The sequence below is a fragment of the Chitinophaga sp. genome, assembly GCF_035761305.1.
Taxonomy (GTDB): Bacteria; Bacteroidota; Bacteroidia; order Chitinophagales; family Chitinophagaceae; genus Chitinophaga.
In genome coordinates, this window is sequence record NZ_DASTRI010000206.1 from 20,150 (window position 1) to 32,872 (window position 12,723).

At 50.5% G+C, this 12,723-nt stretch carries 9 protein-coding genes; all 9 read right to left on the reverse strand.

From position 1 onward, the window contains the following. Positions 1 to 105: 105 nt before the first annotated feature. Positions 106 to 1,251, reverse strand: a complete 1,146-nt coding sequence (locus VFS25_RS17360; protein ID WP_326463433.1) for a TlpA disulfide reductase family protein — start codon at positions 1,249 to 1,251, stop codon at positions 106 to 108. A 20-nt stretch (positions 1,252 to 1,271) separates the two neighbouring features. Continuing rightward, positions 1,272 to 2,708 (reverse strand): PKD-like family lipoprotein, encoded by a 1,437-nt coding sequence (locus VFS25_RS17365; protein ID WP_326463434.1) that lies wholly within the window; start codon positions 2,706 to 2,708, stop codon positions 1,272 to 1,274. 16 nt (positions 2,709 to 2,724) lie between these two features. Continuing rightward, a complete protein-coding gene (locus VFS25_RS17370) occupies positions 2,725 to 3,558 on the reverse strand; it encodes a DUF4843 domain-containing protein (protein WP_326463435.1) in 834 nt (277 codons plus the stop codon). 10 nt (positions 3,559 to 3,568) lie between these two features. Next, positions 3,569 to 5,083: a RagB/SusD family nutrient uptake outer membrane protein gene (locus tag VFS25_RS17375; RefSeq protein WP_326463436.1), complete on the reverse strand. Its 1,515-nt coding sequence runs from the start codon at positions 5,081 to 5,083 to the stop codon at positions 3,569 to 3,571. Between the two features lie 12 nt (positions 5,084 to 5,095). Next, complete coding sequence (locus tag VFS25_RS17380) at positions 5,096 to 8,581, reverse strand: SusC/RagA family TonB-linked outer membrane protein (protein ID WP_326463437.1); 3,486 nt, start codon at positions 8,579 to 8,581, stop codon at positions 5,096 to 5,098. A gap of 61 nt (positions 8,582 to 8,642) precedes the next feature. After that, entirely contained in the window at positions 8,643 to 9,710 is a 1,068-nt protein-coding gene (locus VFS25_RS17385) for a FecR family protein (protein ID WP_326463438.1), read from the reverse strand. A 167-nt stretch (positions 9,711 to 9,877) separates the two neighbouring features. Continuing rightward, on the reverse strand, positions 9,878 to 10,471 hold the full coding sequence (locus VFS25_RS17390; RefSeq protein ID WP_326463439.1) for a sigma-70 family RNA polymerase sigma factor: 594 nt from the start codon (positions 10,469 to 10,471) through the stop codon (positions 9,878 to 9,880). A gap of 40 nt (positions 10,472 to 10,511) precedes the next feature. Continuing rightward, positions 10,512 to 11,501, reverse strand: coding sequence for a glycoside hydrolase family 43 protein (locus VFS25_RS17395; RefSeq protein WP_326463440.1), 990 nt, complete (start codon positions 11,499 to 11,501; stop codon positions 10,512 to 10,514). Between the two features lie 102 nt (positions 11,502 to 11,603). After that, positions 11,604 to 12,723 (reverse strand): cation:proton antiporter (locus VFS25_RS17400; RefSeq protein ID WP_326463441.1); only part of this gene is annotated, 1,120 nt, incomplete at its 5' end.

The window sequence follows — 12,723 nt, forward strand, 5'->3', positions numbered from 1 at the left end:
AATGTAAAAGTAGAATGCAGCGAAACACAGTACTGTACTGCATTCCCCTGCACTCTACTTTTACATTCTACATTTTACATTTATGATTTTACATTCTTTTTTGCATTAGTTCTTATCCAGCAGCGCTGCCAGCTTTTGCTCCAGCAGCTCGCCGCGCAGGTTACGGCCTACTATTTTGCCTGCGGGGTCAATCAGGAAATTGGTAGGCACACCGCGTACGCCATACAGGGCAACTACCGCGTTGCTCCAGTATTTCAGGTCTGATACGTGGGTCCAGCCTTCCAGCCCGTCTTTTTTAATAGCAGCCAGCCACTGGTCTTTTTTGCCCGGCTGGTCAAGCGATACGCTGAGCACTGTAAAGTTCTTGTCTTTATACTTGTTAAACGCCTTTACTACCACGGGGTTTTCCTGCCTGCACGGACCGCACCAGCTAGCCCAGAAATCGAGCAGCACATATTTGCCGCGGAAGTCAGACAGCTTTACCGGCTTGTCGTGAATATCATTTTGTGTGAAGTCGGGCGCCATGGAACCAATAGCCAGGTTGCGTTCCTTTTCCATGGAGGCGGCAAATTCTTTACCCGCAGGGCTGTTGCGCAACTCCGGTGTAAGGCCGTTGTACATAGGCTCCAGGATGGTAAGGTTCATGTTGTTATGTACGGAAAGCTCTTTCAACGCCACAATGCTGAAGAAGGAGCCCGGGTTTTCCTTGATGAATTTTGCCATCAACTCACGCTTGTCGGCCATGGCTTTCTGAAAGCGTTCGCCCAGGCCTTTTGTAAAATTGGTATCGCGGCGCTGTTCGTCGGTAGCGGCGCCAAAATCTTTATTAATGCTGTTCATCTGCTCATCAAAAGGCGCCAGGAATTTTTTATAGCGTTCATTTTCCTTATTGATGGGCGAGCCGGTGATGGTACCATCTTCCAGCGCCTTATCTGCTACCAGGGTAATGGTGCCTTTTTCCAGGTAAATAAGGCGCCTGTCTGATGCCGTTTGCGGGTTAGCGCCTTCAGTGCCCGTGTGGTCCACCATCAGCATACATAATACAGGAGCATCTACGGTGCCTTTAAACTGGAAAACGCCGTTTTTCAGGATAACGGAGTCCAGCATGATCTTGCCGGCTTCGCGGCGGTCGAGGTATGCTTTGGCAGGGGCATTCAGGGCGCCCAGCTTACCGTTCAGTACAAACTTACCGCTTTGCGCATTGGCTATGAGCGGGAATGCTACACAAGCAGCTAATATCCATTTTTGCATGGTTGTTTTTGTTTTAAAGTTTAATCGCGTAAAATAATATCCTGTGGTGCGCCGGGCAGGCCATCTATTTTTTTAATGAGCTGCCCCTGCTTGCCGGTACTAATATCCAGGTAATAAATGCTGCCGCCTTCCGCGCCTACTACCAGCAAATTTCCGTTCTGCAACACTTTCAGCATGGTTATTTTTTTGCCTGCAGTAGTGGTTTCCAGGGGCTTTATATCGCTGTTCAGCGGGTTGTAACGGTAAACCACATCATTAGCGCTGAAGAACATTACGCCTATCGGCGACTGCTGCCATTTAGTATCTGCCGTTAGCAGGCCCGCGCCGGGAAAGGTTCTTTTATAAAGCGGGTAAATACGCTGCGTGCTGTCTGTAAAATCCACCCGTAGCTTCAGTTCCAGCTTTTTGCCGGCGCTGTCGCCAATGGCATACATTTCATTGTCGTTAAAGCGGCTCATGTTCAGCATATCCATTTTTATGCTGGCAGGATTAAATGCATCGCCTAACACCGTATAGTTAACATCGTAGTAGGTATTTGAAAGAAAACGTACAAAACCCTTCCGGTTCTTATCAAAGCCCAGGAAATAAACTGCTTTGCCCGACAGCATGGCTTCCATAGTATTCTCCATCAGCTGCGGGTACAGGTTATAGCTGCCGGTAATGGGCACGCCCCATACACCGTAGTAGGGCCAGAAGGGCGCTGTTTCCGTAGCGCCAATGTATATTTTACCGCCGATAATGGCCGTGGTAGTACCGTTCACTAAATTCAGCAGGTAATCGGCCTGCACGCTGGCCGGCTGGTCGTAAAAATTCTCCGTCATGTACTTGGTGCGTTTCAGGCTGCTGGCGTCTACCTGCACGCCGCCGTGCTGATCGCCGCCATAAGAGATCCAGTAGGCCGACAGCGTGTTCAGGTAAAACATGTTTTGTATGGGCACCAGCTGTTTGGCAGGGCCGGGCAGCACCTCTCCGTTCACTGCATTGTAAATATCAGGACGTATCGTACCATCCGGCTTTACAAACGACAATACCGCCTGGTTCTGGTTATTGCTTAATACCAGCAGCCCCCTGGTAAATTCCGTTTGTGCAACAATGTCGAAATTGTAAAAGTATTTCATGCCATTGGTGTTATCCGTTACAGCGAGCTGTGTGGGATAACGGGCAGCAGGCAGGCCAAATACAATGCGCAGCTCTTTGCCTTCATAGTCCTGGGTGCGGGCTTCTGCGGCAACATCTATTTTCCAGTAACAGCTGTAATCATCACTGCCGGAGGCCAGCTTTATTTTAGGCGCTATGATTAAGCTGTCGCCCGTAATGGTATTATACACCGTATCAAGATTGCTGATCTGCGGATCGGGCAGTGTTATGTAATCATAGTTGCCTTTATCACGGGCGCAGGCAGCCAGTAACAGCAGCAGCGCAGGCATATATAACAGGTAATTTCTGAAGGTTTGCATTTGCAGATAATTTGTTTTACACAATACGATTACCATTCTCGTCACGGAAATAGTAGCGGTTATCCGCCGGGTTCAGCTCCAGCAGGTACTTTTTATCCGGGTTGGCAGGGCTATAGAAGTAATAGTTGCCGTTATCAGCCGGCGTTATGATGTAACCGGCATCCGGGTTGTCTTTTACCCATTGTACAGGATCGGCCAGGAAGGCTTTGAAGCGGCGGGTAAAGTACAGCACCTTGGGAATAATAGTACCGTCGCTGTTGGTAGCCGGCAGTTCTGTGGTGCCGGACACGCGGATGAACAGCTCATGCTTTACGCGCGAGTACACGCCCAGCTCTCCTATCCAAATATTCCACCACAAGGGCTTTTCCAGCCGGTTAGAGAAGATGACGTGCAGCGTGTCCCATTGCCTGTAATCTACCTGAAAATCGGGCGTAGCCACCAGGTTAAACTTAATGCGCACGGTTTTATTCACCAGCTCAGGATCTGTGTTCAGCAGTATTACCGGTACACGGGTAATGCCTGAGTCGGCCGGCATAGTATAACTTTCATCCAGTGGTTTATAATGCACGCCGGCAACGGCAGTGGTGGCGCTGTCCACTACCTCTATCTTAAACTTACGGTCTGTTTTTATACGGCTGCCGGATATACGCACCGGCAAAAACACCGTATCTACCGCCTTATCCGGGAACAGGGCAAAGCTGTATACGATGCTGTCTGTATGTATTTGTTTGGTTGTATCTGATAATAAATTAAAGTACACGTTATCGGCAGCCTGGTATCTTACCTCTTCCACCTTTTTACAGGAGTACAGGATGCCGCACAGGAGTGCTATTGCTATGATATACTTCATCGTATATTTTTTATCTGTTACCGTATGCAATTTCATCGTCCGGGAAAGGGAGCACCATAACAGCGCTGCTGGCAGGCACCGTGCTGCCGTTTTGCCCGGTAATAGGCATATTCAGGCGCTTGTACATATAGAATATCTGCCCTTCTCCATAAAATTCTTTACGTGCTTCCTTTACCAGCTCCTGCAGGAACACGGTTTTGGAAGGGTTGCTCAGCGGCGCGCCTATGCCACGGTTCAGGCGTACCGTGTTAAAGTAGTCCCATGCTTTGGCGGGATCTGTATCGAACGTACATTCCGCGGCTATGTAATACATTTCGCTGAGCCGTATGCCCGGCGCCATTTGCGGGTGCAGGTTCTGGTCAGGATCGCGGGTATATTTTTCAAGGCGCATGTAGCTGGTAGTGTTGGTAGCCTGCTGCGACAGCCATTGCTTATAGCGGAAATCTTCACCCCCTACCCCGCCGGTTTCATACAGGGTGCTGGCTTCCTGTACGGTGATGTACAGGCCACGGTCGGCATTGTGGAACAGGCGGCGCAGGTCTTCGGTGGTGTTGGGTATATAAAAGCCAAACAGCAGCTCTTTGTACAGGATGCGGTCTTTCTTGGTATCGTCCGGGTTCAGGAAATCGGATTGACGCGTCCATGGAAATTTGTTGGCGTTTATTACTTCCAGCGCATTGCTGAGCGCATGCGCCTTGTCACCTTTATACAGGTATACGCGCGCCAGCTCTCCGCATACTGCGTAATAGTTCAGGCGGTGGCGGCGCTCCTGCACAAACAGATCGCCCTGCTGCTCTGTAGAGGAGTCAGGAATGGGATAGCCTACCTTGTAGCCCGCTGATACAATAGGATCAGCTGTGGCCAGTAGTGTTTTGGCTGCCTCCAGGTCTTTTAACATCAGGTCCAGCGCTTCGTTGGTTTTGTATTGCTGCGGTACCTCTTTGCTAAAGGCGGTAACATAGGGAATGCCTTTGCCGTTGGGCTCCGCTGCATAGGATGCGGCAAACAGGCGCAGCACATCAAAGTGGCAGTAGGCGCGCATGGCCAGCGCTTCTCCTTTTATCAGCGCATAATTTACCGGTGTAAGAATAGATTGTTGCTTGTCAACATTTTCCAGTATAAGGTTGGCATTGGCAATTACGTTATACAACCCGCGCCAGGCGCTGTCTTTACGGCTTATAAAATCCACATCCTTATAATTATACAGGGCTGTTTGCCGGTAGCGCACCGGATCGTCGGTGGCCATGCTATAGTTTTGCGCCAGCACATCCGGAAAGCCGCCCAGCAGCTCCATGCCGTACAGGTCAGTTCTGGCGCAACGGCTGTACAAGCCGTTAATGGCTTCCTTAAAACCGTCCTCCGTGCTAAACAGCTCATCGCGCGATACCTGCGATTGCGGCTGCACATCCAGCCACTTTTTGCAGGACGTGCATGTAATAACCGCCATGAGCAGGAGCAGGCAGCACATGCGGGCACCCGTTTGCGGCCGTTGTTGTATGATCAGTTGTTGAATACTCAGTTTCATCTGCAATACTTTTTAGAACCTGGTGGATAATGAGAAGGTGAAGCTCCTGGCAAAAGGATATTGAATGCCCCTTTCCTGCTTCACGGTTGACCAGTAAAAGAGGTCGTTCATGGTGAGTGCAAAGCGCAGGTTCTTCATCCGCAGCTTTTTGTACAGGGCGGCCGGCGCGTCATACGACATGAACACCGACTTCAGCTCCAGGCGGCTTTCCTTTTGCACAAAGCGGGAGGAGGTAAGGGTAAGATCCTTGTTGGTGATGTCTTTATACAACGCATGGTCACCGGGCTGTTTCCAGCGCAGCTCCAGTGCGCGGGCATCCACGTTATACCACGGGTTGGCGTTTTCAATACGGTCAACCAGCGTTTGGTTGTACACATCGCCGCCCACTTTTGCATAAAAGTTCACCTGCAGCATCAGGCTTTTGTAAATAATGTTACCGCCAAAGTAGCCGTCTACATCCGGCGTCTGATCTCCAACAGGCACGGTATTCTTGATCTTGTAATCGTAAGTGCGGGTGCCATCCAGGTTCTGGTATATTTCCTTACCGTTCTCGGGGTCAATGCCCAGGGAGCGTACCGCGTAAATGGTGTTCAGCGACTGGCCCTCTTTGTAACGCAGCAGCGGCGCGGTTGCCAGGCTGGCATTATCCAGCTGGTGCTTGTCTACCTGGTCGTTATAGCTTTTCAGCGCATCGGAAATTTTGGTGATCACGTTGGTGTTGTGCACCAGGTTCAGGTTAATGTTGGCCGACCAGTTGCGGCTGCGCCATACATTAGCTTTAAAGTACACCTCAAAGCCTTTGTTCACCATCTCGCCCAGGTTGGCCTTGTACCTGTCAAAGCCGGTGGAGGTGGGCACGTTAATGTCGGCCAGCAGGTCTTTGGTGCGCTTGTAATAGTAGCGCGGTGAAATGTACACGCGGTCGTTGAACAGGCCCAGCTCCATGCTCACGTCATAATTATTGGTGCGCTGCCATTTAAGGGCGCTGTTGCCGTAGGCGGCAAATACAGCGCCTACGCCGGTAGAGTACCAGCTGCCGGTGTAATACTGGTAAGTGGTATTGGATAAATAGGCCGGGAAGGACACATCTCCTGTTAATCCGGTGGTTGCTTTTAAACGCAGCTGGCTAATGGCGGTGTGCTGCAGGAACTTTTCCTTGTGCAGGTTCCAGCCGATGCCGTATGACCAGAAGGGCGCCATACGCGAGTCTGTACCAAACTTGGAAGAGCCGTCTACACGCACCGTACCATCCATCAGGAAGCGGTTTTGAAAGGAATAGTTAAAGGACAAAAAACTGCCTATGAGGCGCTGCTCCTGCACGTCGCCGGTAGGAGCCGTATTATCTTCATACTTGCGGGCAAACGTAATGTTTGTAAAACGGTCGTTGGTAAAGCCGATAGCGGAAAAGCTGCGTACATCCGTTTTAGTTGCCTGCACGTTCATGCCCAGTGAAAAGTTCAGGAAGTGGTTGTTCTGAATGGCCTTGTTGTAGGTAATGGTAGCATAGCCGTCCAGCTGCATATCATCCTGGCTGGTGTAAGTGTACTTTCCCCGGTCCTTCAATGCATCTCCGGTATAGAAATAGTAGTAGTTGCTGAGCGGCGACACAAAAATATCCGCCGTGGATTTACGTTTGGTAATGCTTACCGTTGCATTAAAGCGCCATGCGTCTGTTGGCGTGTATTGGGTAGAGAATGCATCTATAAATTCCAGGTAGGATGATTTATTGAAGCTGCCGGTAGTAGCGTCGTACAGGGGATTCAGCACCGTTTGCGTAAGCCCTGCATCCTGCCCTTTATCATTCAGCCCGCGATAGTTCCACTTGTCAACTTCCCTTATCAGGCGCCCCGCAGAGTCGCGCATGGGATAATACGGGTTCATGTTCACATACTGGTCAAACGTACCGTACGGCGATTCCCTACCGCTCACCTGCGATAAGGTGAACTGGTTGCGGAACAGCAGGCGCTGGTTTTTAGGCTGGTAAGACAATGTATTGCTTAAGCTGTAACGGTCGCGGCCAGAGCCTTTCATTACGCCTTTGTTGGTTTGGTAACGCGCGTCAATACCGTAGCGGATAGTGCCGGAACCGCCCTGCAGCGATACGGAATGCTTATGCCCGAAGTCCGTAGCCACCGGCTGCGACAGCCAGTAGGTGTTTATACCGCTGAGCACATTTTTCTTTTTGGCGTAATAAGCTTTTTCCAGCTCATCGGCCGAGTTTACGCCATTTTCCGTATACAGGCCAGCCAGCCTTTCGTATTCCAGTTTTTGCGTTGCATCCAGCACGTTATAGGCGGTAAGGTCGGGCGCAGTTACATTCAGCTCATAGTTGTAATACAGCTCCAGCTCTCCTTCTTTGGGTGCGCGGGTTTGTATTACCACCACGCCGTTGGATGCACGGGAGCCATAAATGGCAGTGGCGGCGGCATCTTTCAGCAGGGTTACCATTTCCACGCGGTTGAAGTCCAGGTCAAAAATGGTTTCAATGCTTACCTGGTAACCATCCAGTATAAACAGGGGCAGGTTGGTTACGCTGGCCAGCTGTGTTCTGCTTAGCTGGCTGGCATCGCCGGTGGGCAGCGCAGTAGCGCCCCTTACATTTACATTCGGTAGCTGGTTGGGGTTGGAGCCCGCAATATTATTTTCTACCAGGCGGAAAGAAGGATCGGAGGCCTGTATGCTTTGCAGGATATTCTGCGGGTTAAAGCGTTTCAGCTCCTCACCGGTAATGGTAATGGCGGAGCCGGTATAGCTTTCCTTTTTCAGCTGCTGGTAGCCGTTCACCACAAAGTCCTTCATGTACTGTACCTCGGTGAGCAGCTTTACATCAATGCTGTTACGGTTGTTTACCTTTACTTCCTGCGGTTTGTAGCCGATGTAGGTAAACAGCAGTGTGCCGTTGGGTGGTACGTTATTCAGGCGGTACTTCCCGTTCTCATCGGTTTGCGTACCGTTGGCAGTACCCTTTACCACAACAGTTACACCCACCAGCGCAGTGCCGGATTCCTCTGTTACGCGGCCGCTTACTGCAAACTGCTGCAGATCGCCGGCAGGCTCGGTACCGGCGGATGCAACTGTTACGCCTACCGGGGCAATGTCCAGGTCAGCGGGGGTAATGGGATGGTTGGCCGGTTTTGATTTTTCCTTACGGTAAAGGATATACTGGTTTTGCCCTACTTCTTCTGCCTGCAGGCCCAGGGGCGTGAGGTAGCTGTTCAGGTAATCAATTAGTTTGGTAGCAGGATCTTTTGCCGGCGGGGCCTCTGCATAAATGCCTTTTACCGTATTGCCAACATAGTTAATGTGTATGTTGTAACGGTGCTCCATGCTGGCCAGGTGGCTTTTAAGCGGCTCCTGCTGGCTTGTGCTGGTTTGTACGTAGTAAACAGATCGATCAATGACCGGGCCCTGTGCTTTTGCGGCAGCAACGCTGCCAAGCTGGATCATAAGCGCCAAGGCAAGGCCACCACCGGTACATCCGGCGTAAAATTTCACCATAGCATTAGATTAAGGTTGGTTATATGTAATTACGAAACGCTGTCAGTTGTTGTAGTGTTTCTTATTCCCCCTGTATTTTACTTATACTGTATGTATTAACTCCCGTCTTTTCTATGTGTACATTCAATGACCTTCCCAGTGTCCGGAAGAACACTTCTATATTATCTCTTGGTATGCTGCCTGTAAATGTTTGCATGCCCAGGCTGTCATCTTCCAGCTGTATGGTAAGTCCCAGGTTGTCCTGTAATGAGCGGATCACCTCTGCTACCGGCGTTTCATTAAACAGCAGCACCGGCGTGCGCCAGGAGGCATATTCCTCCGGGTTTACCCGTTTGTTGATAAGCTCTTTGGTGGCGGCAGAATAGGTAACCATGTCGCCCGGTTTCATGGTAATGGGCTGCGTGGCATTTCTACCGGTTTTATTGTTATTGAGCGTAAGCTTTACCACCCCGTTGCGCAGCACTACCTGTGTTTTTACCCGGCGGGTGTTCACATTAAATTCCGTACCTACCACCTGTATGTTTACATCGTTGGTGTGCACAATAAACCGTTGGTTATTGTACTTATGCTGCACTGTAAAAAATGCTTCTCCTTTCAGCCATACCTCACGGGGCCCGGTGCCCGCCCATTTTTTAGCAAATTGCAACGTGGAATTTACGTTCAGCTTTACTATTGAATGATCTGGCAGCTCAATGGTTTTCATTTCGCCCATTACAGTGGCATAACGTACTGTGTTGTTACCGCGGAAAAAGAAAACAGCGGCACAGGCCAGCAGCAGCCCTGCTACCAGTGCGGCAGCATAGGGCCACCGCCGGCGCGGCCCGGATTGGAAGGCCTCATTCATTTTTACCAGCCTTGCGCGGGCCGGTGTATGTTGGTTTGCGATGGAAATACTTTGCAATACCTTATTCCAGGTGTTTTGCTCATCCTGCGGCGCAGGCGCATGTGCAGCGCCGCCGCCTATGAGCAGCAGCAGCTCCCGGGCCTGGGTAACCTGTTGTTGCCTGTCAGGATTTTCCTGCAGCCATTGTTCCCAGAACCGCGTAGCTTCCGGATCCTGTTCCAGCACCCACTGGCGGAAAACAGGATGTTGTAAAAAGTCCTCCGTTTTAAAGTCCCTGAATATCATTATTGGCGCTTAAATAGGTAAAGCAAGAGATGGCTTAAATCTTAGCGTTATTTGGAAAGTTTTTTTGAAAAAAGTTTTAAATTGTTGATAGTCAGATAGTTAAACTCTGGCAAAAATTAATCCGGTCCCTGCTTTTTACGATTTAACCCTTACCCGCGACGAACACTTTAGCAAATACACCAACAAAGTGCTGTGGAACTAAGCAAAATAAGCAGCAACTGGTCACTATGCTGCTTCAAATAGCGCAGCGCCTTCGACAACAACACATATGCAGCGTTCACGCTCAGCGACATAATCTGCGCTGTTTGCTGCGTGTCCAGCCCTTCGTAATAGCGCAGGTACAGGATCTCGCGCTGGCGGCGGGGCAGGGTGTTAATAATCTTTTCCAGTTTCCGGGTACGTTCTTCGCTGGCCTGCTGTTGAATAAGTGTGTCTTCATGTGAGTGGGTAACAGCGCCCTCGCTTTCGGTATGGTCGAACAGGCGCCTCAAAAGCCCCTGCTGCCGCCGGGCCAGCTGCCTTTTGAGGCTGGCCAGCAGGTAAAACCGGATGGAGCTGGTTACAGACAGCCGTTCACGGCTTAGCCATATGCCCGTAAACAGGTCGTGTATACAGTCCTTTACCAGGTTGCCGTCCGGGTGCAACTTCATGCCATACCTGTAAAGGGAATGAAAATGCGTGCTGTAAATGAAAGCCAGTGCATCTTTATCGCCTTCAATTACTTTACTCCATAGCGCGCTATCATTCAGGCTGCCGTACAATTCGTCACTGTTTAGAATTTGGTTTATTGAAGTTCGGTAGTTAGCGGGTAACCTGTACCGGCGTTACTCCTTCTTTCGTGATCTTTACCGGCACAATCAGGCCGTTTGCATCAAAGTGCATTTCATCTATACACACTACCCGGTTGTTGGCAGCGGTTTCAGTAAGCGGGCGGCGGTGGTACACGATGTACCATTTATCCGTACCCGGCAAATGTATTACAGAATGGTGGCCGGCGCCGGTGGCTACGGCCGTGTCCTGCTGCAATATTTTGCCAATGCGCTTAAAGGGCCCTGTGGGCGAGTCGGCAATGGCATAGGCTACGGAATAATCCGGGCCGCCCCATCCTCCTTCTGACCACATAAAATAATATTTGCCGTTATGGATGAACATAAACGGTCCTTCCACATACCCTTTGGGGGTGATCTCTTTAAAAGTAGTACCGTCTGCAAAAGGCTCCAGGCCGGTAAAATCCGGTTTCAGGCGAACAATATTGCAATGCTGCCAGCCGCCGTATATCATATAATACTGGCCGTCCTTATCGTGAAACACAAACTGGTCTATAGGCTGCGCGCCGTTGTGGAACTTGTCAATCAATGGCTTGCCCAGGTAATCCCTGTATGGGCCGCCGGGCTCACTGGCAACGGCTACGCCTATACCTCCTGTTTCCTGGTTATTCTGTATATCGTTGGCGGCAAAAAAGAAATAGTATTTACCCTGCTTTTCCACAATGGCAGGCGCCCACATGGCGCGCCTGGCCCATTTAACAGCTGCGGTGTCCAGCACATGCGGGTGTTTTATCCAACGGCTCATATCAGCAGAGGAAAAGGCGTCAAAGAACACCTGTTTTTCGTATTTGTCGGAATAGGTAGGAAAGATCCAGTAGGTTTTACCAAAAATGGCGGCTTCAGGATCGGCGTACCAGCCGCTGATAACCGGGTTGCCGGTCTTTTTTTGCTGTGCGGCCGCCGGCGCCAGGGTAAGCGTTACGACCAGGGAAGCCATCATAAAAAAAGCCAGTATCTTTCTCATAGCTTATTACGGAATATGTTTAGTAAAGCGCCAATATACAAAAAGCAGGGCTGATGGTATAGCGAATAACTTTGAACGGCGCAAAGGCAGGCTATATGTACCTTATTCCGTAACCTCACCGGTAACCATCAGGCGTATTTTTTCCTCTTCCAGGTCCAGCAGGCCAATGTATTTGCGCACCAGGTCCTCATCTACCTCCTCCTTTTTATTCAGCTTTTGCAGCAGGTCGCGCTGCCTGCTGATAACGGCGCGCACCACCTCCCGGTAATGTTTGCCGGATTTTTCCGCTGCCAGCTGCATGTTGTCGGCTTCCTCCTCCTGCAGGCGCTCCAGCAGGCGAATGTCGCTTTCATACCGTACTTTCAGGCTTTGCAGCTGCTCATTGGCCGCCACTTTTTCCGCATACTGCTCATTTAACACCTGCAGGCCTGTGTGGGATAATTTACGGCGCACCATTTTTTCCTGCTCCGCATAAGGTATGGCATAATCATTATCCTCCAGCTTCAGCCAGCGCACTACCACCGGCAGTGTAAGCCCCTGGAACACCAGCGTAATTAATATCACCGTAAAGGTGATGAAGATGATGAGATTGCGCTCCGGAAAAGGAGTGCCGTTAGACAGTGTGATGGGAATAGACAGCGCAGCGGCCAGGGACACCACACCCCGCATACCTGCCCAGCCAAAGGCAATGGGCGCCCGCCAGCCAGGATTGCTGTCGGCAGTGGTAATAAAATGGCTGGCAAACCGGGTAAACAAAGAGGCGCCCAGAGTGCACAGCAGCCTTGTTACAATCAGCGCGCCGGATATAATAACGCCATAGCGGATGGCGGCGGCCAGGCTTACATTGCCCAGCTGCTGCACAATTACCGGCAGCTCCAGCCCTATCAGCATAAAAACGATGCCGTTCAGGGCAAAGCCAATGGTAGACCATACATTCTCACCCCTGAAACGGCTGCCGGGGCTTAGTATCACGTTGCTGCGGGTAGAGAGGAACAACCCGCCGCTTACCACCGCCAGCACACCGGAAAAATGAAACTGCTCCGCCGTTATATACATCACATACGGCGCTATAAAAGTGAGCACAATATCAATATTGGTAGTAGTAGGCAGCCAGCGGTGAATAGCATAAAATACCAGCGCTACAGCTAACCCGGTAAGTATGCCCATAATAATAACCACAAAAAAGCTGATGACCGCTTCCTGGAAAACAAATTTGCCGGAA

Bases quoted from the DNA above. Each gene is read 5' to 3' on its own strand.
- VFS25_RS17360 (WP_326463433.1), bottom strand. From the start codon at position 1,251: ATGCAAAAATGGATATTAGCTGCTTGTGTAGCATTCCCGCTCATAGCC.
- VFS25_RS17365 (WP_326463434.1), bottom strand. From the start codon at position 2,708: ATGCAAACCTTCAGAAATTACCTGTTATATATGCCTGCGCTGCTGCTG.
- VFS25_RS17370 (WP_326463435.1), bottom strand. From the start codon at position 3,558: ATGAAGTATATCATAGCAATAGCACTCCTGTGCGGCATCCTGTACTCC.
- VFS25_RS17375 (WP_326463436.1), bottom strand. From the start codon at position 5,083: ATGAAACTGAGTATTCAACAACTGATCATACAACAACGGCCGCAAACG.
- VFS25_RS17380 (WP_326463437.1), bottom strand. From the start codon at position 8,581: ATGGTGAAATTTTACGCCGGATGTACCGGTGGTGGCCTTGCCTTGGCG.
- VFS25_RS17385 (WP_326463438.1), bottom strand. From the start codon at position 9,710: ATGATATTCAGGGACTTTAAAACGGAGGACTTTTTACAACATCCTGTT.
- VFS25_RS17395 (WP_326463440.1), bottom strand. From the start codon at position 11,501: ATGAGAAAGATACTGGCTTTTTTTATGATGGCTTCCCTGGTCGTAACG.